Here is a 24,199-nt window from a genome sequence, read left to right as displayed (position 1 = left end):
CCACTAGCCCTTCGAGCGGATAAGCATCACGCTCTCGGAGAGGTTCCTCGGCCCGGTCCACGCGAACCTGTGCATGTAATCGACCGGGGTGGTCTCGTCGAAATACCGGGCAGGCGTGGCCCCTCGCGACAGGAACAGGTGAGTTGCCTCGATGTAACCACCGGCCGGCACTGCTGAGCTCACGAAGTAGGCGGCGATCCGCGTTGCCCCGGCTGGCGGGATGAAGGTGAGTGTGTAGGTTCGGGTTTCGTCGCTGATCCCGCTGATCGCGATCGCGCTCGGCGGTGTTGCCACCCATTGGTTCAGTTCGTTCGCGTATCGAACACGCAGCTGTGAGTCCCCCGACCCGCCTGCGGACAGCCGGGCATCGAGACTGAGCGTGTACGTCTCCCCCGGCACGACCGCCATCATCTGCGCGCTCACGGTCCCAGCCGATTCGGGGTTCCCGCTCAGGTGGAAGCCGTAGCTGCTGTTGTTGGCGGTGGTCCTGGTGAATCGCACCCACTCGCCTTGAAGCGAGTAAGCGCCGTACGCTCCCCAGCGGGTGGTGTCGAACCCGATCCCAGCCTGACTGGTGGGCTTCCATGCGCCCCCGAGTGGGTTGAGTGCGAGGTTTCGGCTCTCCTCGACGAATGCGCCGAAGCCTGCAGCCAGAACAGCGTCCGCGTCCGCAGATGTGCACCCAGCGGCCGACATCGCTGTGGAAGGGTCGGAGTTGCTCGCGTGTGAGGTGACCGCCTGCGAAGCTGCGAAGTAGACACCCGTCTTCGAGCGCGTGACGGCGCACCATGACCGGTCCGCATCCGCGGATAGCCCGACGAGATCGGTACCAGCAGACGCCTGGACCTTCACTCCCAGCTCACCGGAAGCCAGAAGATGGTCGTCGTCGGTGTACTCGCCGAGGTGAAGTACCGCTGCGGATTCCGCCGCTCGGATCACGCTCAGGTCATTGACCGCGGCGGAGTCCTGAGCGGCGCCGATCCATCCCGGCACAGCAAGTACCCCGATTCCTGCGGTCACGATGCCGACGGCGATTCCGCCGAGGACGAGGAAGGGATTGGCCATGGATGAGATCACGCTCCGGTAGTTGCTTGCAAACCACCCCTGCGGCACCAAGAGTCCGCATCGGCCGGACAGAGCTATCGGTCTTCCACTGCCCCTCGCCACACCCAGCAGCGGTGGGTGGTCTCACCCACGCGGAAGCGGATCCCCACGGCCGTGCTCGTCCATCGGCAGGCTTCGGCGTCAACACGCACGGGAATCCTGTCGAAGCGGACCCACGCGCTGACGGGCTTCGGGAGCGGATCGATCGTTATGGGGAGACGGTCAAGTTCGAGCTCTAGATCCGTGAGGCTCTCAAGCTTCGCCCCGCGCGCCACGACGTCGACGAGACGGTCGTTGATCTGCTGCGCCACCACGTGCGCGTATCTCTTCGAGGTTCCCATGAGAGCCGGACCTTTCTCCGGCCGCCGTGAACACTACGCCGAGCCTGCGACGTTCTCCATAGCGAGCATGCTCATCACGGTGTCCGCCGCGATCTCACTCAACCGTGGCCGCGAGCACGACCACTATCTCGGTGTCAGCTTCCCGCGCTTCACGTGCGAGTTGGAGGACATCATGCTGAAGCGGCGTGAGTGGCCTCCCGAAGGGGCTGGCGAGCCGGATCGCCCCGTCCTCGATGAACACCGCGATCGCGTGAGAGGGGCCGATTCCTTCTTCCTGCAAGCGGCGCGCTCGAGCCGCCGATTCTTTCAGCAGCTTGCCAATCAACTGGCGCGCCCGTGAGTCCGTCGCCGAGGCGGGGATCAGCACAGATCCCGCGCCCCACTCATCGAGAGATGCGCGGCTGGTCGACGGAAGCCCGGATAGACCGGCTGGCAGTGCCGGCGCTGGCAAGCGGGCCGCCGCGTGGATGTCGAGTGGCATGTCCGCCCATGTGTCTTCGTGGTCGAGTTCGACTACGGTGACGACTGCGCCGATCCCGGGAAGCTCCCACGGGTGACCGATCTGTTCATCGCCGAACGTCGCGTATCGCTTGCGGGTGGTGATGTCCACGACCTGTGCATCATCCCGCCAGACGGCCGCGGTCTTGAGCGCGTCCTCAGTGGAACGGATCAGCTTGGAGAGGTCAGGCATGACGTCGGGGACGACCCGTCTCGTCTTCGGCGCTCCCTTCGGGCGCGGCAGGTAGAACTCGACGATGAGGTGTACTGGGCCGGCGAAGGGTTTGAACCCGGGTTCGTTGTCGATTGCGTCGCACGCGGCTGACACGACGTCCTGACGCCACGGCATCACCGCCTTAGATGACTCGGCAAGAATGGCTTTTCCAGCCCTTGACATCCCCTTGAACGACTTCGAGCCTTGCGGTGCGGGTAGGCCCCTGACCGTGAACTGGAACCTACGGCGAGTGGTCACACTAGCCTGCACGGTCTGCTCATCAGTCGGCGTCATGACTTCCACCCCTGCGGCAGGGCTGACCATCATCGGGCGGAGATCAGCACGGGCACACCGATCTCTAGGTCTGACCCCGATGCAGGGGGCGAGCCGGCCTCGGAGCAGTTTCTGCACCGGTCCTCGTCGGGTGAAGGTGACGTCCACCCGCGATCAGTGGCGTCCGCTCGCGCGTCCCGCTCAGTGAGCGCCGTGCCGGGGTCGAACGCGGTGAAGCACTGGTCGCAGACCAGCGTCACGAACCTGAACGCAGTCACGATGACTCGACCCCCGAATGGTGCAGGGCATCCAGGTCCGCGCTGCCGAGCATCGGGAATGCCATACCGTCGGCGATGAGCTTGTCCGCACCGGGAGTCCCCGGCACAGCCGTCAGGACGCGCCCGAGTCGATACGCGTGACGTGCTTCTGAGAGTGTCCCGGAGACTGCCCCCGCTTCGACGATGAGGCTCCCCGACCCGAGCGCCGCGATGATGCGGTTCCGGTCCAGAAAACGCTGCCGTCCGGCGGAAGTTCCCGGTGGGAACTCGCTGATGACAGCGCCTCCATCTTCGATGATTCGCTCTGCGAGGTGACGGTTATCGGCAGGGTACGGGTGGTCGACTCCGCTTGGCAGTACAGCTACCGTCAGCACGCGATGACGGAGCGCCGCGCGATGCGCCGTCTCGTCGGCGCCGCGTGCGAGCCCAGAGATGACTGGCACTGGGAGGCTGACGGCGCTCAGCGAATTTCCCCAGAGTTGCTCATCGGAATTCCTCAGGTCGCGGGGCAAGGTTAGCGCAGGTTGGTGCCGGTGGTGATGCGGCGGAGTTCGTCTGCTGCGGCGTGGTGGTTGCGGAGGCGGTAGGACGCTCCGTCGAGGGTGATCACGACGGATCGGTGTAGGAGTCGGTCGAGCATCGCGGCGGCGACGGTGGCGTCGCCGAGGATCTCGCCCCAGGCTCCGACGGGGCGGTTCGTGGTGATCACGATCGAGGTCTTCAGGTAGCGCTGGTTGATGACCTGGAACAGTGCGGACGCGGCCTCACCGGGCAGTGGCAGGTAGCCGAGCTCGTCGATGATGAGCAGGGTGGGGCCGGCGAAGAACCGCATCATGGTGGACCATTTGCCCTCGATTGCGGCGCGGTGGCAGCGGGCCGCGAGGTCGGCTGCGGAGGTGAAGTAGACCCGGTAGCCGGCGGTGACGGCGGCGTGGCCGAGGCCGGTCGCGATGTGGGTCTTGCCGACGCCGGGAGGGCCGATGAGGAGCACGTTGGTGGCGGTGTCGACGAACCGGCAGGTGCCCAGTTCTGCAAGCAGGGACTGGTCGATGCCGCTGGCAGCATCGAGGTCGAAGTCGGCGAGGGTCTGCCCGGTGGGAAGGTTCGCGAACCGGAACCGGCCTGCCAGGCGCCGCGCGTCGGTCGCGGTGATCTCGACTCGCAGCAGATGCTCAAGGGCTTGTGTCAGCGACCAGCCCTCGGCTTGGGCCTGGTCGAGTACGGATGGGAGCGCGTCGGCGGCGTCGGCGAGCTTGAGATCGGTGAGGTGGCCGCGCAGCTGCTGATAGATGCTGGCCGCGGTTGCCGGGGCGGTCGTGGTGGTGGTCATCGGAGGGTGTTCCTGTTCTTCGCGGCCTGCTCATAAGCGGCCAGGCTGATCACGGTCGTGGAGGGTGCTGCGGTGCCGGCGAGTACGGCTGCTGCCTGCCGGGCGGCAGCACCAGGTGGGATGCGTTCCTTGCGGCGGTGCGGACGTCCTGGCGGCGCCGAGGCCATCGCGACTGCTTCGAGCGCGGTGACATGTCCGGTGTCGCGGACCGTGATCCCGAGCCCGGGCTGTGCGAGGCGGTGACGGGCGATCACCGCGCCCGAGATGGTGGCGATGTCGATGTTGTCGGCGCCGAGCCGCTGGGACACGGTGACCTTCGCAGCGGCCAGTTCGGGCGGGACGGAGTAGCGGTTCCCGCGCCAGTCGATCAGCGCCTGCCGGGTCGCGGTGCGCTCCTCGGTCACGATCACCGGGAACACCATCGCGGGCAGCGGTCTGAGCCGCTCGTTCACGAACAGCGCGGACGCGGTCGTCGTCCCGAGCTCGCCCTCACGCCGCCGGTCGTCCTGACCTGCGGCGAAGGCGTTCAAGCTGGCCTGCGCCTGCTCGAGAGTGAGTTCGTCGGGCAGTGTGCGCCACCAGCGTTGTGCGGCAGTGTGGTTGTTCTTCTCGACCACGCCCTTCCGGTTTCCCGACCGGGGACGGCAGACCACCGCGGTCACGCCGTGATGCTTCGCGAACGCCGCGAACTGCGGGACGAGGTCGCCGCTGGTATGGTCCAGGACGGTCCGCATCCTGTCGAACCGCCAAACCCTCGTGAGCCCGCCCTGCAGGGCTAGGAGGGTCGTCATCGCAGCCAGCAGATGCGGTGTGTCCATCGACGGGGAGATCACGCCCCGCCAGACCCCGGAGTGCGCGAGAGAGCCGACCAGGACGTAGGCGGTCTTGCGTCCGAATCCCCACTGCTCTGGCGGGTCGGGCATCTCGACCCAGTCGAACTGCGTCTCCTCCCCAGGCGGATGCTCGATCACCGCGTTCGCGCGTTTCGTGACATGCGCGCACGCGGTGCACGCCGGCCGCAGCCCGCGGACGCGGATCTGTCTGGTCAACGTCGGATACGAACCCGTGAACCCCAACGGGACGAGCTCGTCGAACAGCGTGATCGCCCACAGGTGCGGGTCCTCAGTCAGCCTCGCGATGACATAGTCGACGAACGGTTCGAACGCGTCAGGGCCAGCGGACTCGCGGACTCCGGGCTCGCGTTGCCCATTCAAGTACGCGCGAATGGTCTTACGGTCGTGATTGGTGCGGCGGGCGATCTCGCTGATCGTGAACCCCTGCCGTTTCAAAGCGTGGATATCCACGCTGCTCCTCTCTGAGAGCATGAGAAACAGGGCCTTCCTCGGGCTGGTGTGTGGTCAGAGACCACCAGCATCGAGGAAGGCCCGCCTCATGCGGCGGAGCGACCCAGTGTGGGGAATTTCGATGAGCAGAACTGAGGAATTTCAGTGAGCGCCGTCAAGGCCTGCGACGATCCGATCGATCTTGGAGTGGCCGCCTGAACTCAGGTTCCGGCTGCCGACGATGCATACGGCGCCGTCGTGGAGCCTAGGGATGGTGCCGCGTACCCACAGTGCGACCGGCGCGAGGTGGCCAAGATCCTCGATTGTTGCTGGCCAGTCTTCGTCTGCTCGAGTGAGAAGCCGGATGCCGGCTCCTTCCCACTCGCTGATCCGGTCGAGCTCACGGGCACCCCACTTTGGTGCAGTGATCGTACGGCCCGCGTAGCTCGCGGCTGGGCTAAGCCGCCCGTAAGGACCCGCACCATTCGTGAGCCAAGCGAGCGTGTCCCAGGCCCCACGTGTGACGAGACGATCGACCAGCGGTTCCCTGGCCTCGGCTGGCACGAGAGCCGACGCGCAGGCAAGCACACTGACAGCCGCACGGTCGCGTTCGGCTGTCGGAGCCGTACGGGGTTGCTCGACATGGGGTGCGCTCATGCCACATCACATGCACGGTCGTTGGATGCCGCGCTCCTGACGGTCATCGAGCTATCCCGCCTCCTCGCGCGCGGACCCACTCGCCCTGACTCGCTTCATCCGCCGCACTCATGGTGGGCATGAGCACCTTCGTAGACGCAGCCCACCCTCGCGGGGCCACCGGCAGGTTCATCCACAAGCAGAACGACGCCCCGTCCGCCGCGCTGCTGGATGAAGCTAGAGAGTGGCTTCCGGCCGGCGACGGTTGCACGTGCCTGGTCAACCCGACACCGTTCACTCACTACGGCGCGGTCGAACCAGGGGACGCGCTCGAACCGGACCCTGACTGCCCGAAGCACTTCTCCCTTGACGATCGCTCCCTCGCAGAAGCGGAGTGGATGGAGCGGAACGAGACCTGGGCGAACGACGCGGCTGCTGGGATCGCTGAGGAACCGGACCCGAACGAAGGAAGTCTCGACGCCTGGGCGTCGAGCGGAACCCCCTTCTAGGTCAGAGCAGCTCGGTGGGGTCGGGTTCGCCGATCAGCAGGTCAGTGCTCGTCTGTGTCATCAATCCGCGGACTTCTTCGCACTCCTGGAGGAGAGCGATTACCGCGCTGAGCCTGACGGCATCGATGGTCAGGACTGGTCCGCTGTCGGCCTGCAGCGTGAGATTGCCTCGTCCGCTGTCGTCGAGCATGAGCGCACCCTGGAACGGTGAACCAGGCTGGCTGACGATGTGGTTCGTGAAAATGCGCGTCTGGACGGACATGGAGGTCCTCCTTCGCTGATCTGCGGACCTATCGCGCTGAGGTTATCGCAGATCAGCGAGGGAATCGCTGGGAACCTCGATTGCGTCGCCCTCAGCAGCGACCTGCATGTAGGCCGCGACGTACGGTTCGAAGTCTTCGGAGACTTCGGAGAGCGCCTGCATGAAGTCGTCGACGAGCTGCTCGCTGCTGTTCTCCGTCGACTGGGCGGCGACCGTGATCGACTCGATGAGCTCGCTGACGGGGATTCCCGTCTCATCGGCGGGAATCGTGCGTAGCGCGTTCACGGCAACAGACCCAAGCACGGAGAGCATGTCCCGACGTTCCTTGTCGCCTTCGCCCTTGAACGCGAGGTAGTTGCCGGCGGCGAGCAGGAGGCCGCTTGCGGTGAGCGACCACTGAGCTGGCACGAGCGTGTCTACCATCTGTCGTGCAGCTTCCAGACCCCACTCCGGGTTGTCCGCGAACACGATGTGCTCGGTGAGGTCGATCGCATCCAGGACTTCGTCCGGGTACCCGTTGAGCCACAGTTCCACCCGCGCCTGGTCGACGGGGTCATCCGCGTCGAGGCCGTAGAAGGAGAGGATGTCCGCCCATGTGCCGGTTGCGGCGTCGTACATTCCAACGCGGGTCAGTTCGAGCATGACGCGGACGGCCCAGACCTCGTCCGACTCGATCTCGATGTCATCGGTGGTGCCGCCGGTCGCCTCGTCGATGACGCGGTATTGGTACCGAAGCGCAAGGTGGGGTGGGAGCCAGAACAGCGGCAGCCACATCATCTTGGGTTCGATGCCCTCCCAACGTTGCGTTCCGCCGACTTCATCCTTGAAGGGGACGGGGAGGGGGAACGCGACCACGGGCGTCGCGAGCACTCGCGCTGGGTCGATGCCGGTCGCCTCGACGAACCGCTCGAAACCTTCGAGGTGTTCGATCGGGTCGGTGGTCAACAGCGGCTGTGTTCCGGGTTCCGCCAGGAACGCCCGCCGCTTGACCTGGGGCTGGTCCGTCATCGGTGGCTCACTCTCGTCTGGTGCAGAGGTCGGGCTATTGCCGTCTCCGCACTCCACCCCTGCGGCACATTCTGACGCCTCCGCGTCCAGGAAGAGAGAACGCCCGCGCGACGGAAACAGCATCGCGCGGGCGTTCTGAGTGCTGTGTCAGTCAGTGCCAGTCGTCGTAGTCCGTGATGCCCTGCTGCTGGGCAAGCAGGCTGGCAACTCGCCCCATCGCCTCTGCCTGCGCATAGTCACTCTCCGTCAACGCGTTCTTTGCCCACTCGGTGGTGGCGTAGTAGTCGGCCAAGTCGCTCGCGGTCACCATGACGTCACGGTGCGGCAGCAGGTGCTCCAACGCCGACTGCTCTTCGTCCTGTGGCAGCATCCCTCGGAGCACAACGATCTGATGAGCGCGCAGCACCGAACGAGCCTGAGATCGAGGCAGACTCTCGAGGGGATACCGCTCTTCGGCCTCTGCTTTCCACTGGGGACGCTGCGCATTGATCGCGTCCTCGAGCCCTGCGCTGCCGTGCTTCGCCGCCATGCGGTGGGCAATGTTCCCGGGGGTGTTGACGAACTCCTCGTGGCGTTCGTGGATGAAAGCGAGGATCTCCTTCTGCCGCCATGCGCGGTAAGCGTAGGACGCGTTGGAGAGCACCTGGTCGGAGATGGGCGCGTTCTCGAAGAAGTCGAGATACTCGGCGAGCGAATCGAATCGCTCAGGCGGGTACAAGAAGCTTCCAGTGGCGCTCTCGGTCAATGTGCCCTCCGGGGGTGAGTTGAGCTTGGGCACGAACTGTCCGCCTGTGCCCCCAGCTGCCCCGACTGGTCGACGCGGGGGCGTGCTCACATCGACTGTACTCATTCGCTAGCCCTCATCTTTCGCTTGCGCCGATCCAGGCGTGTTGCCCTCATCCTTCATACGAACGGCGCCCCCTGAGTGTTGGACAACGTCCTCCGCGAGCTGCTGCGCATCCGCCAGTGCAGCCCTCTTCGACCTATAACTGGCGAGAACGGCCGCATTGTTCGCCTTCCTCTCCGAGAGCGCCTGCGCACCAGCTGCGGCGCGAGCAGCACCCTTCGCGATCGTGGCTGCGGCGCGCTGCGCAGCCTTTTCCGCTCCCCGATAGGCAGCGGATCCCTTGACTGCATCCACGCCAACGCCGACAGCGGCGCGCGTCACGCGAGCATCGTTGAGCGCCGCCTGGACGGTTCGCGTGTTGACCACCTGCTGGACCTTCTCTCCAGCTGCATCGTGGGCCTTCCAGGCCTGTTGACGGGCCGCGTGTGCGGCGTTCGCGGGGGCGTTGATGACGCTTGCGGCGCGTCGGACGGCCGGGGTCACGGCGCTCTGCGCGTCTGCGATCGAAGCGCCGCGGGCGACGGGCGTCGGACGACCGCTCACTCCAGCGGGCTGTCCGCCCTTCGCGATCTGCGATGCGCTGACCCTCACTTGAGGTTCACCGACGGCCGTGGCGCGGACGGGGGCGACCGTTCGAACGTCTCCCACCATCGTCCCGGCCGGCACATCGACACGAGCCACGGGGCCGCCCACGCGGCGGACGTGAGACGCTCCGGCAGCTGCGACGATGACATCCCGCTTCTGCACAACCGGCGTTGCCTCCACCTGCGGCGTGATGACATCGGTGACAGCTGCGGGGGCCGAGCGGTCCGTCACCATGATGGGAGAACTCGCCGCCCTGCTCCCGGGGCTCGTGGTGGAGGCGCCTCCCCCACCAGAGCCGAGCCCTGCGGCGATCGCGCCCGCGAGGGCTGCACCTCCCCCGGAACCACCCATCATCGACACCGCTTGCGAGGCGGCCGCCCCGTTCGCTGCCGCTGCGGACAGCTTGGCGCCCGCGGAAGACGCGGTGCCGGCGACAGCCGACGCGCCCCACAGGGCGCGCTTAGCGGCGGCTTCCGCGCCCGTCAGCGCAGCGGCGGCGCTCGCGTTCGCGGCCGCCAGAGACGCCGCTCCCTTCGCCGCCATTCCTTCGCGCATCGTCTTCTGCTCTGCTGCGCCTGCCCTACGGGCGGCAATCGCCTCGCGGCGGATCGCCCGACGTGATCCCAGCTCGCTGCGGAGGGCCGTGAGCCCCGTCTTGTCCGAGACGATCACGCCTGCCCTGCGGGCTCCCGCCCCCACGCTCGCCGCCAACCCGCTAGCTCCCGCAGCGATCGCACCCGCGATGTCGCCGGGTGCAGCGACGCCAGCTTCCTGGCGGTATTCGCGGCGAGCGGAGCGCAGATCTGCCGCGTCGAGCCTCTTCTGGTCCTCAGCTGCTTCGTTCGCGAGGGTCCAGTCGCGCTTCGTCTTGTCCGCCTGCAGTCCGGCGAGGGTCTTGTCGACGGTCTTCTGTTCCTTGCGGGTGAGTTGTTCCCCCGCGTCTACGCGCGCCGATAGTTCCTCGGAGAGTCCAGCCGGCTTCGAGCCGCTGGGAGCCATAGCAGACCGGGTGCCGGAGGCGCCACCGAGACGGCCGCCGCTGACCTTGCTGAGACCGGCGTTGACGGCGGCGTTGCCTGCGCGGACGGCGGCGCCCTTGGCCATGCTCCCCAGGCGTGTACCCATGAACGACCCGACGCCGGCGCCTACGCCCGCGCCCAGAGCTCCGGACATGCCTGACTTGCTCCACGCCTGCGCTCCGCGCAGCGAGACGGGGCTCGGGAGCTTGAAGACCTTCGTGAACATGATGTGCACGAGCACGAGGGCGAGTACCGGGGCGAGCCCCGACCAGAGCATCGAGCCGATGGAGCCTCCACCCCAGATGTCGATACCGATGCGGATAAGAGCCCGGGTGAAGATGACCACGAAGGTCAGAATCAGGGTTGTCAGTGCCGCGAAGACGGCGGTACCGAGGAACTTGTTGACGGTCTTCCCAAGGCGGTCCTTCATCTCGGATGGGCGGAACATCGCCCCGATGAGAACGAACCACAGGGCAATGATGAACATCGCAGCGAACAGCTTCGCGATGATGACTACGACATCGATGAATGCGAACGCGCCCATGGTCATCGCCGCGCCGCCCGCATACGAGACGACACCGAGGGTGCCGCCCCACGGGTTCACCCCGGTGAGCGCATTGAGGAAGTCACGAACCTGTGTGGTCCCCGCAGCGGTGGCGGTGTGTTCGGAGATCCAACCCGCGTCGCCCTTGACATCGAAGATGTCGGGAACATCCTGGCCGCCGGTGGCCTTGCCGGAAGAGTCTGTCGGGCTGGTTGCCTCCCACCATTTCTGGCACTCGTCGTTGGCATTCGAGCCCGTCATCTCGAAGCCCATGTTGCCGGTGCCGCCCTTGAAGCCGACCCAGTCCGCCTCCCAAGCCCAGCTGAAGCGACCTCCGCTGAACCCGGTAGGTTTGCAGGCTGCCCAAGCGACAATCGACGCGGTCGTGTTCTCGGACGACGAGGGCGCGAACGGGGCGCGGAGGTTTGCGTCTGTGGTGATCGCATTGCTGAGCGAGGTTGCCGTCGCTCCGTACCCGCTGTTCAGAGCGGCAAGGTAGGTCATCGACGCATTGGAACGAGGGGACGAGCCGTTGCGGAAGTCGAGAATGCGGCAGTAGACCTTCGCCGCGTAGGGATTCTGATAGCCGCCCTGCGTCTTCGACCACACGTACAACCCCGTCGAATCCCAGAGGCTGTCCGTTACCTGGGCGATCGCGACCTGCGACTTGGAGCTCGTGGTCGTGGCGGAGATGCCCCGCTCGAAGGATGCTGACATCGCGGCGGTGTATTTCGAGCAGCCGAGGCCGCCGCCGAGGGTTGAGTCTCGGAGCCCATTGCCCCAAACGGCTCCTTCGATCCCGTCGACGAATGTCTTCGCTGGCAGCGCGGTCAGGGAGGTGATGGAGTCGTTGACGCCTTTGACGAACCAGCCGGGGCTGACAGGAGCCGGCTTGTAAGTGTCACCCTGTCCAGGGTTGTAGTTGAGCGTCGTGATGCCGATGCCGAAGACCACGGCGATCACGGCGATTACCGCACCCACTTCGCGGGCCATTCGGGCCAGCCCTCCGCGGGAGTTGCGCCAGATGGCGAGGAGGACGGAGAGGATCGCGATGACGCCGAAGAGCACGCCGGCTCCTGCTCCGCCGGTGACTCCGATGAGCGCCGACAGCATTGTCTTGGCGATGCCATCCATCGCGGCGCCGAGGCCGTTGATGATGTCGAGGTTGACGGCGAACTGAGTGAACTCGCTTGTGACGGTCATCGCCCAGTTGCCGAAGGCCATGGCAGAACCCTGGTTCCAGTTGCGCTGTGCCATGTCGGCGAGCTGGGATCCGATGAAGCCGTCGTACTTGGTGTGGAACCCATTCGATGCGTCGCCCCAGCGGTTTAGGGTGCGCATCATCGTGCCGGAGATGTAGTTCTTCGTCCGCTCGTTGACTGTTGAGTCGCTCGGGGCGTAGTCGTCTGGGATCAGCCAGCCCGCCTCGACGATGCGTGACGAAGCAGACGTAGCGCCGGACGGGGGCTGCCCGGTTGTTGCGTGTGCTGCGGGAGATGCCATGAGCAGCAGAACGGCCGCTCCAGCGAAGCCGAGGGCGAATCGGAACCGGGTGACGCGGCGGAGGAGAGAGATCACGTGAACCTTGCTTCTGCGTTCGGCTTGCGGCCCCGTCCAGTGCGGGAGATGGAAAGGTTGTCGCTGCCGAGCACCACCGGTGTGCCGCGTTCGTTGTCGACGAGGGGAATGAACTGCCTCTGGTGCATGACGAGCTGGGGCTTAGGGACGGGCTGGCCTGCCGCGTAGAGGACCCCGTTGCTCGCCTTCCTTCCGTCGACGATCGCCTGGTAGTTCAGGAGCTTGAGTCCCTTGCGTTGGCGTGAGTCCCACAGCCAGATTCCGCCAACCACGAATACGACCGGAACGGCCAGCGCGTAGACCCCGAAGAGGAAGCCAACGATGGTCGTGATTGGCATGGACGCGACGACGGAAAGGACGCTGATGAGGAACGTCCGGCGCTTCACCTCGAAGGTTGCAACCACCATCCGTCGGTTCTCGTTGCGGTTGCGCCCCGTGAGGTCAGTCAGGCTGTAGACGACAGGCATGTCCCGGCGTCGTCACTTTCCGAGGGTGACGACCCAGGCGATGGCGCTCGCGACGATGGCGAACAGCAGCTGCAAGATCGAGAGGACGATCGGCACCACGATCGTCGGCCCGCAGAGGAGAAGGCCGAAGACGATGGCCATCGTTGGGAAGCTGCCGCCTCCGTTGCCGCGACGCTTGGCCCAAACCCACTTGACGACCGCCAGAAGGAGGACGAGGAGCCCCACGACGGCGAGGAACGTGCCGAGTCCCGGCGCCCACGAGGTGAGCTGAGCCCACAGCGTGTTCCATGCGGCGACGAGGTTCAGGTTGCTGTTCATGCTGGTTGTGTCCCCTGTTCAGGTCGTGCCCGCGTTGCCTGTCCCGGCTCGTTTGGGCTCATTTCCCACCCCTGCGGCACTCATCGGGCGGCCGAAGCCAAACCGGAGGCCCACAGTCGGTCGGCGTACTTGGGAGTGGCGTCGAGGACATCCACGACACGAGCGCACTGGCTCCTGTCCAGGGCGCCGAAGGGCGCGAACAATGCCACCGCTTCGGGGCTGTCCGCATCGAGCGCACCGTCGAGCCAGTCGAGGGCGACCTTGTGGGCCCCGCCCGCCCGAGTGACGATGCGCCGGTAGGTGGCGACCTGCGGCTCCGTCAGTGAACCGGCGACCGGCTGCGGCGCGTCCTCGGTTCGCAGCGACATGATTCGCCAGATGTCGTCGCGGATCGACTCCTTGCTCTGTCCGTTGTTCTCCAGACCATGGAGGGCGACCGCTGCTGCGTGCTCCTGGTCGTCGTAGTCCGCGGACTCCGCCTCCGAGGGGGTGTCGCCGAGAGTGGTGCTGCCGTCATCGGAGATGGTGACGTCGAGGGAGAGCTGGCTGATCTCCTTGTAGAAGTCGGGCTTCGGGCGCTGCCCCGGCTTGTACGACATGCGGACCTCGTGCGCTGCGGCGGCGTACTCGTCGGGCGTCATCTTCCGCCCCTGCTCTTCGCGGAACTTCTCGGCGAGGGCGCGGAGCTCGCGGCGCGCGCGGAAGTCTTCGCTGCGGAGGCCGAAGCGTGCGTCGTTGCCGTAGTTGTTGCCGAACTTGCGAGCCGTGAGGTTCAGGAATGCCCGCTCACTCGCACGTTCGGCGATGTCGCCGTGCCGGCTGTCACGCTCGAGTAGGTGAACCCAGGCGTCCTGGACGATGTCCTGCGCGTTGGTCGGGTCGATGCGGAAGGAGGTTGTGATCTGTGCGGCTGTTCGAGTCAGGATCTGCTGGCTCTCGCGGATCGCTTCGGCGGTCAGCTCACTGGAGCGCTTCGGTGCGAGGGTCGTGGGCTCGTCCGCCAGGGAGCTGGCGGGTGCGTCATTGGTCTTGGTGGCGAACTGGCCGCCGCGTCCTCCGGTGGTTCCAGCCGAGTGGCGGGCGTGGCCGAGGGAGTCGATGTGAGTGTTCATGCCCACATACGCACGGCGCGGACACGGGCGTTTATAACGGCCAGGTAACGAAATTGAGGAGTGTGTGATCAGCGATCAGCTGCGGGCGGAGCGCCTCTCCCTGCTGCGAATCGTGAGCGCCTCCTGCACGACCGCGTCAACGATGTCCTGCAGCCCACGAGCATCGTCGCCGGCGAGGACTGCGACAGAGTCGTCCGTGTCGCCGATGCCCTTCTCGAGCACTTCGACCTTCCGGCCCAGGACGTTCTGAATCGTCTCGTCGAGCGTGCCGACCGCGATGAGCGTCGTGTACTGAACGGACTCCCCTGTCGCGCCCGGGCGATGCTGGCGGTCTTCTGCTTGCTTGATCAGCGCGGGAGTCCAGTCCGTCTCAGCGAAGATCGCGTCGGAACTGCGCACAAGGGTCAAGCCGACGCCGGCCTTGGTGATCGAGCAGAGCATGACGGGGATCAATCCCGCTTCGAACTCATCGACGAGCCTGTCGCGTTCGCGGTCGGAGGTGAAGCCCGCAATCACTCCCGTCTCCCCGATGGAAGTCGGGACAGCTTGGTACAGCGCATCCGCGACGCTCTTGTGATGCACCCACACCAGCAGCGGCCGGTTGAACACTCGGCGCCCGTTCTCATCGGTCTCCCAGCCGGTCTCGCGGACGTGGTTCTCGATGAGCTCGGCAGCAAGCGGGATCTTTGCCAGGCCTGCCGCCTGACGTAGTTGGCTGATCAGGGTGAATGAGGAGAAGCGAACCCACTCGTTCAGCTCGCCACTGGTCGGCTCACGGCCGTTCTGGTCCTCGAACCAGGTCAGGTAGCCGAGGACCTTCGAAATGACCTCCTTGTGCGTCTCGCGGTAGTCCTTGAGTGGCACTTCGAGCATCATCGCGGCGCGCATCTTCTTCGGCAGCTGCGGGAGCACGTCGCGCTTGCGACGTCGAACCCACACCTGATCCACGAGAGTGGCGTGCAGCCGGTCGAGCGCACTCTTCCGCGGTTTCCAGCCGCCGAACTGGTCTTGAACGCAGAAGTCGGCGAGGAACTGGTGACGGCCGCCGAACACCGGCGCCATCATCCTTGTGAGTTCGAGAAGGGTGACGAGCTCGTGCGGAGAGGCGAAGATCGGCGTGCCGGTGAGGGCGAACGGGGCATATTTCACAGACGCGCCAAGGTCGAGTACGGCGTCGCCGCGAGCGGACCCGATCGTCTTCGCTCGGTGCGCTTCGTCGAAGATCATGACGTCCGCTTGCCACGCAATAAGCCGCTGGAGTACGGCGGGTCGTGAGGCGAGCAGGCTGTCAGCGATGATGACTGCACCAGATGGGGGTAGTTCGGGCTCCTTCCGGCCCGGCTTGAACGTGACGACGTGGTCGTCGGGGCAGAGAGCGGCGTGCGCGATCTCCCGACGCCAGTTCGTGGTGAGGAGGGGAGGTACGACGATGACTGTCCGCTGCGCGCCAAGCACCCTGGCGGCTAGAAGCGCGCCGGCCGACTTTCCGACGCCAGGTTCGTCGAACAGACATGCGCGTCCCGCGGCGACCGCGAGTGCGCCGACCTTCTGGTACGGGAACGGCTCACGCCCATCGGCGGGCAGCCTGCCAAGTCGCGACTGGAGAATGTGGAGTTCGTCGTCGGTGAACTGGTCGACACTGAGCGCAGAGCCGAGGCGCTTCGTGAGTGGTGCGAGGTCGGGGTCAACCGTCACATGCGCGTGCGCGGCCCACGCCGCATCGATCGCACTCTGTGGCCAGTGCACGCCAGGGCGGACGATCAGCTGTGCGCCATCGAGGACGAGAACGTCAGATACTGGGGTGCGGAAGAAGCGCCGGTCCTTGTCCCAGATGGCGCCCAGCCCGAGCAGTTCCTTCGCGTGGTCGTATCCAGCCAGACGGGCCCGGACGAGGACCGTTCGGCCGTTGTCGGAGAGCTTCGCGATCGGCCAGGCAAGCTCGTCGACCGAACGGACGTCGGCGAACTCCTCGGGGCGGTCATCCCAATCCAGATCGATGCCCGCCTGGGCGAGCACCATCGAAGGCTCATGGCTGTTGAGCCCGCTGATCGTCCAGGCCCGTTCGTGAGGATCCCACCGTGCGTTGCCGAGTGACTTGACCCACTCGAGCATGCTCGTGCGAGGGATGGTGGGATGCGGCAGCTTCGAGTGGATATGTACTTCGAGTGCCGGCTCACGGATTGTCCCGACGAGCTTGGCGAACCCAGTTCTCGTGGGGGCCGTGATCGGCTGGCCGAGGACCGCTGGGAAGCTCATGCTCCCCACATGCACGGCCCTGGCCTGATCAGCCGCAGGCACTGACCAGCTTGGCGGCCGCCGCACTGTCGGAGCTGCTCATGGCGAGCTTGTACTTTGACGGCGCTCAGCGAATCTCCCCAGAGTTGCTCATCGAAGTTCCCCAGGTCGCGGGGTTAGGTTAGCGCAGGTTTGTGCCGGTGGTGACGCGGCGGAGTTCGTCTGCGGCGGCGTGGTGGTGGCGGAGCCGGTAGGAGGCGCCGTCGAGGGTGATCACGACGGATCGGTGCAGGAGCCGGTCGAGCATCGCGGCGGCGACGGTGGTGTCTCCGAGGATCTCTCCCCATGCTCCGACGGGCCGGTTCGTGGTGATCACGATCGATGTCTTCAAGTAGCGCTGGTTGATGACCTGGAACAGTGCGGAGGCGGCTTCGCCGGGCAGTGGCAGGTAGCCCAGTTCGTCAATGATGAGGAGGGTGGGTCCGGCGAAGAACCGCATCATGGTCGACCATTTTCCTTCGATCGCGGCGCGGTGGCAGCGGGCGGCGAGGTCGGCGGCGGAGGTGAAGTAGACCCGGTAGCCGGCGGTGACGGCGGCGTGGCCGAGTCCGGTCGCGATGTGGGTTTTGCCGACTCCGGGAGGTCCGATCAGGAGCACGTTGGTGGCGGTGTCGATGTAGCGGCAGGTGCCGAGTTCTTGCAGCAGTGACCGGTCTATGCCGCTGGCGGAATCTATGTCGAAGTCGTCTAGGGTGGCGCCGGTGGGGAGGTTCGCGAACCGGAACCGGCCAGTCAGGCGGCGCGCGTCGGTCGCGGTCACCTCGATGCGCAGCAAGTGCTCGAGGGCGTGGGTGAGGGTCCAGCCCTCGGCTTGTGCCTGGTCGAGGACTTTCGGGAGGGCGTCGGCGGCGTCGGTGAGTTTCAGGTCGGTGAGGTGGGTCCGCAGCTGCTGGTAGACGCTCGCTGCGGTCGTCGTCGTGGAAGTCGTGGTGGTCATGAGAGGGTGTTCCTGTTCTTCGCGGCCTGCTCGTAGGCGGCCAGGCTGATCACGGTCGTGGTGGGTTCGGTGGTGCCGGTCAGGGCGGCGGCGGCGCGGAGCGCGGCGGTCCCGGGTGGGATGCGTTCCTTGCGGCGGTGCGGGCGTCCGGGTGGCGCGGATGCCATCGCGATCGCTTCGAGGGCGGTGACGTGTCCGGTGTCGCGGGTCGTGACGCCCAGCCCGGGCTCGGCGACCCGGTGCCGGGCGACGACCGCGCCGGTGACGGTGGCGATGTCGATGATGTCGGCGCCGAGCCGCTGCTGGACGATGACTTTCGTCGCGGCCAGCTCCGGTGGCACCGAGTACCGGTTCCCGCGCCAGTCGATCAACGCCTGCCTGGTCGCGGTGCGCTCCTCGGTCACCACCACGGGGAACACAGTCGGCGGCAGCGGTCGCAGTCGCTCCGCCGCGAGCATCGCCTTCGCGGTCGTCTTGCCCGTCTCAGTCTGGCGTGGCCGATCGTCCTGCCCCCTGGCGAACGCTTCGAAACTGGCCTGCGCCTGCTCCAGAGTCAGCTCGTCGGGGACGGTCCGCCACCAGCGCTGCGCGGCGGTGTGGTTGTTCTTCTCGACCACCCCCTTCCGGTTCCCGCTGCGGGGCCGGCACGCGATCACCGTGACGGCGTGATGCTTAGCGAACGCGGCGAACATCGGCGTCAGATCACTGGTGCCCTGTTTGAGGACCGTGGTCATCCGGTCGAACCGCCAGTCGCGGGTCAGCCCGCCCAGCAGCCCGAGCAGGGTGCTCATCGCGACCAGCAGATGCGGTAGATCCGTCGACGAAGACAGCACGCCCCGCCAGACCCCCGAGTGGGCAAGCGAGCCGACCAGTGCGTATGCCTTCTTGTGACCGAACCCCCACGACGCGGGCGGGTCGGGCAGCTCGACCCAGTCGAACTGGGTCTCCTCGCCGGGCGGATGCTCGATGATCGCGTTCGGCCGCTTCGTGACATGCGCGCAGGCCGTGCACGCCGGCCGCAGCCCACGGTCACGGATCTGCCGCGTCAGCGTCGGATACGAGCCCTCATAGCCGAGCGGGCGCAGCTCATCCATCAGCGTCATCGCCCACAAGTGCGGGTCCTCGATCAGCCGTGCAACGGCGTAGTCGACGAACGCGTCGAACGAGTCCGGCGCGGCGCGTTCACGCCGACCGGGGACGCGGTCACCCTTCAGGTAGGCCCGGATCGTCTTGCGGTCATGGTCGGTGCGGCGGGCGATCTCACTGATCGTCATCCCCTGCCGTCTGAGCGCGTGGATATCCACGTCGTCCTCCTCTGAAAGCATGAAGAACAGGGCCTCTCTCGAGCTGGTGCGTGGTCAGAGACCACCAGCATCGAGGGAGGCCCGCCTCACGCGGCGGAGCGACCCAGGGTGGGGAATTTCGATGAGCAGAACTGGGGAGTTTCAGTGAGCGCCGTCAACTTGTCGTGCACGGCGACATACAGCGCAACGTAAGTGCAGTGGTAGGTCTTCGATGGGGGCAACCACGTGCTGATCGGCTTGTCGCTCTTGGCAGAGTTGGTGGGTCCATCGACGGCGAGGAGGTTCATCGGGTCGTTCGCGAACTGCTCGCGCTGCGCGCTCGTCCACTTCCATGCACCTTCACCCCAGGCGAGCGCGAGGGGCACGATGTGGTCGATCTGCACCTTCGAGCTGGTTGCTGCGCCGCGGGTGAACTGGATGGTGGACGCTGTGTATGGATCTGCGAGTGTGCCGCTGAGTACCGTGCAGCTGTCGGTGTCGACCTTGGTGTCCGTGAGATCCCGCGCGAGGATGTCGTTGCGGGTGTCGCAACCGTTCCCATCGGTGTCCAGCCACCCGTTCCCGAAGGCTTCACGTTGGTAGTTCGGTCGTCGCTCGCCCGTCACGGCTGGAAGCCCTTTGAGGGCCTCCCCGACAGATGCCCAGTTCGGGGTGGGGGTCTCACCGTTCTTGATCTGCTCGGCGAGCTTGCTGCCGTAGTCGATGACGTCATCCCCGACGTCCTTCGAGAGATTCCCGAACCCATCAACGCCGTCGGCCGCGTCTTGGCCGAACACTGCCGAGGTGAAGGAGATGACTGCGTTCCAGTGACCGTTGTACATCACCCACATGCAGGCGCCGCCGATCACAACCGCAGCGACGAGGAGCTTCCCGATGAACTTCATACCCACCACATGCACGGCACCGACGCTGGATCGCTTGCGCTACCCGACCTTCGCCGGCCGCGGCCGGTAGTCCTGGACGGAGGCCTTCGCCACCGCCCCGTCGCACCGGAGCGTGAAGCCGCACTTGGCGGGGACCGCAGCGCTGCTGACGAGTCCGTATCGACCGCAAGTACCGCACGCCGCAACGGTCACCAACGGAGTGACCTGCAGGTACGGAAGCACGTGCCGGTTGTCCTCGAGGATTCCCTGTTGGTCGGCTGTCAGGCTCACCAGCGCTCGGAGTTGGCTGTCGGGCTTGTCGACGAACTCCGCCCACGTGTGGACCTTCGCGGCCTTCATCGCAATGAGCGCGATCTGCGCCGCCTGGACGACCTCGGGTACGTTCGGGGCGTGGACGATCACCCTCGGGGGCTTGACCTTCGGAGTCGCTGCGCGTGCCATACCCACCACATGCACGGCGGCCAACGCTCAGTGCTCGTGAGCCTCGTGCCCTTCCTTCGGCACGACCTTGCCGGTCTGAGGATCGACGATCGGTAGGCCGGTCACCGGGTCCGTCTGCCACCACTCGTGATCGTGGTCGGCTTCGTGAGCGTTGCCGACGCTGAGATCCTGGCCAGCATTCGACTGAATGTAGAGCTGCTGCGTCTTCCCGGACATGCGCACGGAGATGGCCAGGCTGCTGATGGGAGATGCAGGGGTGTTGACGCTGCCGAACACGAAGAAGCAAGCCTGAACCGTGTCGTTGGTCGTGCCGTCATGGCCTGCCAGAGGGGTCTTGGAGGCACCGCAGGTCGCGTTGGAGATGTCGAGGACCGTCATCGACTCCAGCTGCAGGTTGAGGGGCATGACGGACTTGGCCAGATGCCACCCAGCCATATCGCCACTGCCGGCGATCTGCCGAAGTCGGAGGGTGACCTTCTGAACGATGCGGACTCCATCGTCGGGCACGCCTGTGCTCGCGAACGCAGATGAACGCTCGGAGTCTTTCAGCGGTTCGGTTACACCGTCGATCACGAGCAGTACGTATGGGTTGGCAGATGCGTCCGACTGGTAGAGATTCGTGACGATCAGGTCGCCGACGCCGAGATCCGTACCAGGTTGAGTCAGCTGGTCTTCCGGGATGTCTGCGCCAACACCTGAGGTGAGTCCTGCGGGAATGGTGAGCGGATCGAAAACCCCGCCGTCAGCCGCTTGCCCGACCCGGTCGACGGGGACGATGTTCTCGGAGCGGTCCGCGAACGTGGCTCTCGGCGCGGGTGAAGCGGCATCTCCAGCGTCGCTTTTCCCTCCGGTGACCGCCAACCAGATGAGCACGCCACCCACGATAAGTACGCCAGCAGTGGCAACGATCGCGATGGTCTTCCCGTTCATGTCGGTCTCCTAGTTGGCGGCGATATCGCGTTCGGCGGGGAACACAAGCCCGCGCTGAGTCAAGTACGTCAGGGGGTCGATGCGTGTGCCTTGCTGGTCGAACGCGTACAGGTGCAGGTGAGCTCCGAACGTGCACCCGCCGGGCTGCCCGCCACCCATGTGAGCGATCAGCTGCCCGGCGGTAACCTTCTCGCCGACGCTTACGAGACGGTCGGTCATGTGCAGATATCCCGTCGCAGTTCCGTCGGCATGTGCGATCTGGATGTACTCGCCGCACGCTGCGGACCAGAGGTTCGACTTGACGACGACACCATCGGCCAGAGCGTAGATGTCGCTGCCATAGCCGTTGCCGCTGAGGTCGAGACCGGAGTGGTAGTTCGGGACTCCGTTGAGTATGCGGGTGCCGAAGTGGCTGGTGATGAACCCGGCGGGAGTCCCGTCATCGCGCATCTCGACTGGCCAGGCGTACTTCCCGTTGAGGATGAACGGACTGCCTTTGCAGGCGCCGGCAGACTGGGGGCCATCATTGAAGGTCGCTCCGGACCAGCCTGTTGATTCGGGGACGGCGAGGGCGGGGCTGGTCGGGCCATAGACCCGCCAGATTTCGGTGGCGAGGCTCAGATGCTTGGCGTACGCGTCGGGAAATGCGGAGACCTGGATTCGCTGCGCGACAGCGCCGGGTTCCATTGACTGCCAGCCGTCAATGGCGGCGAGCTTCGTGAGGAACTTCCCGATCGTGTAGGACGGGTTCATCAACCGTCCAATGACGCCCTTGTAGTCACCCGAGGCCCACGTGGACGTCTTGTAGTCGCCCCACCCCATCGTCGCTTGCTGCTGCAGAAGGCCAAGCGAGGCGTGGTCCGTACCGACGGCGTCGTGGGGCAGTTCGAGGCTGTACTTCAGCTCTGCGTAGTCAGATGCGGTGAAGGGGCCCGGGTTGGGATCCCTGTCGGGTGTCATCAGTCCGTCGTTCGCGTAGTTCTTGAACCCGGACTCTTGGCGGATCGTGATTAGCGCGATCGTTGCGGCCGCGCGCGCGTCGTCGGGGAACATCGTCTTCGCGAGGCCGATAGCGATCTTCATGTTCGCGACCTGCCCGGCAGTCCAAGAAGACGCGTTGATCTGCACTTGTTCGCCATCGGCTACGGTCGCCGGTGCGAGACATGCTGCCTCGTCGGGGTCGAGGGTGTTCCCGAGCGCCCACTGCAACGCCACGGCGTAGATCGAGTCAGCCTGAGGTTGGCTGAACCCGCCTGCGGCGAGAGCATCGACGTAGAGCTTTCGCACCTTCTTCGCTTCGTCGGCGCCGGTTCCCTTATCGGGGATGTACCTTGCCATCTCCGTGCTCGTCGAGAGGCTGCCGGTCCGAAGATCGCGGAACGCGCGCTGGGGATCAGCAACGTCGAGGCGGTCGACGAGAGCACCGAAGTCGTACCCCTCGTTTGCGAGGAGCACCGAGATGACGAGCTCCTTCGGCACGTTGAATCGGCTCGCAGTCTTCTCGGCTGAGTTCACAACATCGCCGCTGATGTTGTCGTCTTTGATCGCGTACTCGGTGTTCTGATCGCTCGTGCCAGCGATTGCGCTGGCGAGTGCGGACGCTGCCCCGATACCGCCGAGACCGACCGCAACGCCGAACAGCATGACGGCGACGACCAGCCCCACAATGAGCTTCCGCGCGACAGGGGTTTGCGCCGCGGACACGGCGGCACCCTTAACCGCCCCTGCAGCTGCGCCTGCGCCACCACCGACGACAGCGCCCTGGATCGCCCCTTGGATGGCGCCACCAGCGATCTGCGCTCCGGCTTCCTTGATCTGCTCGCCGGCGCCCCTATCCTCGGGACCCGGATGGGTCGACTGCTGGTCTGTCATCCGGTCACCCACCATTCGCCGGCGTCGCGGGGAATGTCAGATGGGAAGTATCGGCGGCGTCTAGCTGCCATGAGCGTGCGTGAGAGTCGAGAAGGCATCACCGCACCCTTTGTCATGTTGCAGGTGGCGCAGGCTGCGACGAAGTTCCGCATGCTGGTCGCACCTCCCTTGGACCAGGGGATGAAGTGGTCACCGTGGGAAGCGGTGCGAGTGCAGCGAAAGAACACCCACCGGGCGAACTCACATTGCGCGCCCGCGCGCAGGAAACCTGCCATCCGTTCGGTCTCGTTGAACGCGCGTCGAGGATCCCTCGTTGTACGCCGGGCGCCGCGTGTGGCCGCGGCAGTCAGTGCAACGGAGGCGCAGAGTGCGGCCCAAAACCAGACGGGAACGCTGGTCATCAGGTCGGTGGGCATACCTCCCACCCCTGCGGCGACACTATGGGGTGACGAGCTGCCCGTGGGAGTAGAACTCCTCGACCAGATCGCCCTCGTACTCGTCGATCACCGCGGGTCCGTCGGCAGGATCGCGGTGCAGCTCTCCATGCTGGTAGTAGACCTCGGAACCGTCGTTGCCCTCGTACGCGGGGCCGTCCTCGCGATGGGGGACGTTGCCTCGGAGGTAGTGCCGGCCGGTGGGTGCGTCCACACGGGTGTCGAACCCGCCGCGAGGGTCGGGCTCGGGCAGCAGCGTCACTTTCAGCGGTCCCATGGGGGCGCCGGGGGCGTTGCTCGTGTCACCGAGTGAGCCGGCGGGGGCGTCGTTGTTCTTGCTGCTGAACTGCCCGGGGTTTCCCGCCTGTCCTCGGGGGTGCTTCGTTTCGTCGAAAGAGCTCATGCCCACACGTGTGCGGCGATCCGACGAAGTTGGTGAGCAATCTCCTAGAAGAGGGATCCAAGCCAGGTGGGGAATGCGGCGATCTGGTCGAGCATCCAGCCGAGAGCGTCCGATGCCGAGGTGCGGGTGGTGGCGACGAAGGAGTCGATGAGGGGCACAGTCATCCACAACGCGACCGCGGCGGCGAGCACAGACGCGGCGGCTGCGACGATCGTCAGAGCGCCCCACGGAGTGCCGCGGATCATCCATCTGAACGTGTCCTGCGGCGTGCGAGTGAGGGAGATGCGATGGTGGGCTGGTTCGGCGGTGCGCTTCTTCGGCCGTGCGGGGGGCCGGTACGCGGCGGCCGCGCGAACGGACCATACGAGCGTCTCGCCTCGGGTGCGGGTGAGCGAAATGCGCTTCATGGGTGGACCATCGCGGGTGACCAGAGTCATGGTTTCCTCGTGTCAACGCCACCAGGGTCGAAGGTCGCGGGTGCGATCCTCCGACC

24 protein-coding genes are annotated in these 24,199 nt (G+C 65.8%); 1 reads left to right on the top strand and 23 read right to left on the bottom strand.

Translation table 11 applies throughout. From position 1 onward, the window contains the following. Positions 1–3: 3 nt before the first annotated feature. From HMPREF1529_RS11585 to HMPREF1529_RS16495, 6 genes are all read right to left on the bottom strand, one after another. Positions 4–1,116: a hypothetical protein gene (locus HMPREF1529_RS11585; RefSeq protein ID WP_157533937.1), complete on the bottom strand. Its 1,113-nt coding sequence runs from the start codon at positions 1,114–1,116 to the stop codon at positions 4–6. Between the two features lie 423 nt (positions 1,117–1,539). Beyond that, positions 1,540–2,451: a RusA family crossover junction endodeoxyribonuclease gene (locus HMPREF1529_RS15435; RefSeq protein ID WP_084675263.1), complete on the bottom strand. Its 912-nt coding sequence runs from the start codon at positions 2,449–2,451 to the stop codon at positions 1,540–1,542. A gap of 253 nt (positions 2,452–2,704) precedes the next feature. Further along, entirely contained in the window at positions 2,705–3,220 is a 516-nt protein-coding gene (locus HMPREF1529_RS15705; protein WP_198013066.1) for a DNA-processing protein DprA, read from the bottom strand. 2 nt (positions 3,221–3,222) lie between these two features. Continuing rightward, entirely contained in the window at positions 3,223–4,038 is an 816-nt protein-coding gene (gene istB / locus HMPREF1529_RS11560) for an IS21-like element helper ATPase IstB (protein WP_016464970.1), read from the bottom strand. Further along, positions 4,035–5,342, bottom strand: coding sequence for a Mu transposase domain-containing protein (locus HMPREF1529_RS11555; protein ID WP_231860846.1), 1,308 nt, complete (start codon positions 5,340–5,342; stop codon positions 4,035–4,037). Before HMPREF1529_RS11555 ends, istB (HMPREF1529_RS11560) begins: the two co-directional genes overlap by 4 nt. Before the next feature lie 141 nt (positions 5,343–5,483). Then, positions 5,484–5,978 carry a DNA-processing protein DprA gene (locus HMPREF1529_RS16495; RefSeq protein ID WP_084675254.1) on the bottom strand — a complete coding sequence of 165 codons (495 nt, stop codon included), beginning with the start codon at positions 5,976–5,978 and terminating at the stop codon, positions 5,484–5,486. Positions 5,979–6,097: 119 nt separating this feature from the next. Here HMPREF1529_RS16495 and HMPREF1529_RS15430 point away from each other — a divergent pair, with 119 nt between their 5' ends. Then, positions 6,098–6,466 carry a hypothetical protein gene (locus HMPREF1529_RS15430; protein WP_157533936.1) on the top strand — a complete coding sequence of 123 codons (369 nt, stop codon included), beginning with the start codon at positions 6,098–6,100 and terminating at the stop codon, positions 6,464–6,466. A gap of 1 nt (position 6,467) precedes the next feature. Here HMPREF1529_RS15430 and HMPREF1529_RS11545 read toward each other — a convergent pair whose 3' ends face one another. The 17 genes from HMPREF1529_RS11545 to HMPREF1529_RS11470 all read right to left on the bottom strand — a co-directional run bounded on the left by HMPREF1529_RS11545 (position 6,468) and on the right by HMPREF1529_RS11470 (position 24,113). Then, entirely contained in the window at positions 6,468–6,728 is a 261-nt protein-coding gene (locus HMPREF1529_RS11545) for a hypothetical protein (protein ID WP_016464967.1), read from the bottom strand. Between the two features lie 42 nt (positions 6,729–6,770). Continuing rightward, positions 6,771–7,736, bottom strand: coding sequence for a hypothetical protein (locus tag HMPREF1529_RS11540; RefSeq protein ID WP_016464966.1), 966 nt, complete (start codon positions 7,734–7,736; stop codon positions 6,771–6,773). 151 nt (positions 7,737–7,887) lie between these two features. Then, on the bottom strand, positions 7,888–8,514 hold the full coding sequence (locus tag HMPREF1529_RS11535; RefSeq protein ID WP_016464965.1) for a hypothetical protein: 627 nt from the start codon (positions 8,512–8,514) through the stop codon (positions 7,888–7,890). A 75-nt stretch (positions 8,515–8,589) separates the two neighbouring features. After that, the gene (locus HMPREF1529_RS11530; protein WP_016464964.1) at positions 8,590–12,309 is read right to left on the bottom strand and encodes a hypothetical protein; all 3,720 of its coding nucleotides are present in this window, start codon (positions 12,307–12,309) and stop codon (positions 8,590–8,592) included. Further along, complete coding sequence (locus HMPREF1529_RS11525) at positions 12,306–12,776, bottom strand: hypothetical protein (RefSeq protein ID WP_016464963.1); 471 nt, start codon at positions 12,774–12,776, stop codon at positions 12,306–12,308. Before HMPREF1529_RS11525 ends, HMPREF1529_RS11530 begins: the two co-directional genes overlap by 4 nt. A gap of 12 nt (positions 12,777–12,788) precedes the next feature. After that, positions 12,789–13,094, bottom strand: coding sequence for a hypothetical protein (locus tag HMPREF1529_RS11520; RefSeq protein WP_016464962.1), 306 nt, complete (start codon positions 13,092–13,094; stop codon positions 12,789–12,791). Between the two features lie 80 nt (positions 13,095–13,174). Continuing rightward, the gene (locus HMPREF1529_RS11515; protein ID WP_016464961.1) at positions 13,175–14,206 is read right to left on the bottom strand and encodes a hypothetical protein; all 1,032 of its coding nucleotides are present in this window, start codon (positions 14,204–14,206) and stop codon (positions 13,175–13,177) included. 75 nt (positions 14,207–14,281) lie between these two features. Then, entirely contained in the window at positions 14,282–16,462 is a 2,181-nt protein-coding gene (locus tag HMPREF1529_RS11510) for a DEAD/DEAH box helicase (RefSeq protein WP_016464960.1), read from the bottom strand. A 160-nt stretch (positions 16,463–16,622) separates the two neighbouring features. Next, complete coding sequence (istB, locus tag HMPREF1529_RS11505) at positions 16,623–17,438, bottom strand: IS21-like element helper ATPase IstB (RefSeq protein ID WP_005052820.1); 816 nt, start codon at positions 17,436–17,438, stop codon at positions 16,623–16,625. Beyond that, positions 17,435–18,763 carry a Mu transposase domain-containing protein gene (locus HMPREF1529_RS11500; RefSeq protein ID WP_016464959.1) on the bottom strand — a complete coding sequence of 443 codons (1,329 nt, stop codon included), beginning with the start codon at positions 18,761–18,763 and terminating at the stop codon, positions 17,435–17,437. Before HMPREF1529_RS11500 ends, istB (HMPREF1529_RS11505) begins: the two co-directional genes overlap by 4 nt. Positions 18,764–18,828: 65 nt before the next feature. Continuing rightward, positions 18,829–19,590 carry an HNH endonuclease family protein gene (locus HMPREF1529_RS15425; RefSeq protein ID WP_232212116.1) on the bottom strand — a complete coding sequence of 254 codons (762 nt, stop codon included), beginning with the start codon at positions 19,588–19,590 and terminating at the stop codon, positions 18,829–18,831. A gap of 75 nt (positions 19,591–19,665) precedes the next feature. Next, entirely contained in the window at positions 19,666–20,067 is a 402-nt protein-coding gene (locus HMPREF1529_RS11490; RefSeq protein WP_016464957.1) for a hypothetical protein, read from the bottom strand. Between the two features lie 27 nt (positions 20,068–20,094). Further along, positions 20,095–20,997 carry a hypothetical protein gene (locus tag HMPREF1529_RS11485; RefSeq protein WP_016464956.1) on the bottom strand — a complete coding sequence of 301 codons (903 nt, stop codon included), beginning with the start codon at positions 20,995–20,997 and terminating at the stop codon, positions 20,095–20,097. 9 nt (positions 20,998–21,006) lie between these two features. Next, complete coding sequence (locus HMPREF1529_RS11480; protein WP_016464955.1) at positions 21,007–22,869, bottom strand: M23 family metallopeptidase; 1,863 nt, start codon at positions 22,867–22,869, stop codon at positions 21,007–21,009. Further along, positions 22,866–23,144: an HNH endonuclease gene (locus HMPREF1529_RS15695; protein ID WP_016464954.1), complete on the bottom strand. Its 279-nt coding sequence runs from the start codon at positions 23,142–23,144 to the stop codon at positions 22,866–22,868. The genes HMPREF1529_RS11480 and HMPREF1529_RS15695 overlap by 4 nt, the downstream gene beginning before the upstream one ends. A 163-nt stretch (positions 23,145–23,307) precedes the next feature. Beyond that, a complete protein-coding gene (locus tag HMPREF1529_RS15420) occupies positions 23,308–23,706 on the bottom strand; it encodes a hypothetical protein (RefSeq protein WP_016464953.1) in 399 nt (132 codons plus the stop codon). A gap of 44 nt (positions 23,707–23,750) precedes the next feature. Continuing rightward, positions 23,751–24,113 (bottom strand): hypothetical protein, encoded by a 363-nt coding sequence (locus HMPREF1529_RS11470; protein WP_036283424.1) that lies wholly within the window; start codon positions 24,111–24,113, stop codon positions 23,751–23,753. Positions 24,114–24,199: the final 86 nt, after the last annotated feature.

Origin of the sequence: Microbacterium sp. oral taxon 186 str. F0373, from assembly GCF_000411455.1 — a bacterium.
Classification (GTDB): Bacteria; Actinomycetota; Actinomycetes; order Actinomycetales; family Microbacteriaceae; genus Microbacterium.
The sequence above is the reverse complement of the archived record's forward strand: the minus strand, read 5'-3'. Positions and strand labels throughout refer to the sequence as shown.

Coding starts and splice junctions, on each gene's coding strand:
- HMPREF1529_RS11480 (WP_016464955.1), bottom strand. CDS start 22,869: ATGACAGACCAGCAGTCGACCCATCCGGGTCCCGAGGATAGGGGCGCC.
- istB (WP_016464970.1), bottom strand. CDS start 4,038: ATGACCACCACCACGACCGCCCCGGCAACCGCGGCCAGCATCTATCAG.
- HMPREF1529_RS11520 (WP_016464962.1), bottom strand. CDS start 13,094: ATGAACAGCAACCTGAACCTCGTCGCCGCATGGAACACGCTGTGGGCT.
- HMPREF1529_RS11540 (WP_016464966.1), bottom strand. CDS start 7,736: ATGACGGACCAGCCCCAGGTCAAGCGGCGGGCGTTCCTGGCGGAACCC.
- HMPREF1529_RS11545 (WP_016464967.1), bottom strand. CDS start 6,728: ATGTCCGTCCAGACGCGCATTTTCACGAACCACATCGTCAGCCAGCCT.
- HMPREF1529_RS16495 (WP_084675254.1), bottom strand. CDS start 5,978: ATGAGCGCACCCCATGTCGAGCAACCCCGTACGGCTCCGACAGCCGAA.
- HMPREF1529_RS11515 (WP_016464961.1), bottom strand. CDS start 14,206: ATGAACACTCACATCGACTCCCTCGGCCACGCCCGCCACTCGGCTGGA.
- HMPREF1529_RS15420 (WP_016464953.1), bottom strand. CDS start 23,706: ATGAGCTCTTTCGACGAAACGAAGCACCCCCGAGGACAGGCGGGAAAC.
- HMPREF1529_RS15430 (WP_157533936.1), top strand. CDS start 6,098: ATGAGCACCTTCGTAGACGCAGCCCACCCTCGCGGGGCCACCGGCAGG.
- HMPREF1529_RS15695 (WP_016464954.1), bottom strand. CDS start 23,144: ATGGCAGGTTTCCTGCGCGCGGGCGCGCAATGTGAGTTCGCCCGGTGG.
- HMPREF1529_RS11525 (WP_016464963.1), bottom strand. CDS start 12,776: ATGCCTGTCGTCTACAGCCTGACTGACCTCACGGGGCGCAACCGCAAC.
- HMPREF1529_RS11510 (WP_016464960.1), bottom strand. CDS start 16,462: ATGAGCTTCCCAGCGGTCCTCGGCCAGCCGATCACGGCCCCCACGAGA.
- istB (WP_005052820.1), bottom strand. CDS start 17,438: ATGACCACCACGACTTCCACGACGACGACCGCAGCGAGCGTCTACCAG.
- HMPREF1529_RS15435 (WP_084675263.1), bottom strand. CDS start 2,451: ATGACGCCGACTGATGAGCAGACCGTGCAGGCTAGTGTGACCACTCGC.
- HMPREF1529_RS11490 (WP_016464957.1), bottom strand. CDS start 20,067: ATGGCACGCGCAGCGACTCCGAAGGTCAAGCCCCCGAGGGTGATCGTC.
- HMPREF1529_RS11470 (WP_036283424.1), bottom strand. CDS start 24,113: ATGAAGCGCATTTCGCTCACCCGCACCCGAGGCGAGACGCTCGTATGG.
- HMPREF1529_RS11485 (WP_016464956.1), bottom strand. CDS start 20,997: ATGAACGGGAAGACCATCGCGATCGTTGCCACTGCTGGCGTACTTATC.
- HMPREF1529_RS11500 (WP_016464959.1), bottom strand. CDS start 18,763: ATGCTTTCAGAGGAGGACGACGTGGATATCCACGCGCTCAGACGGCAG.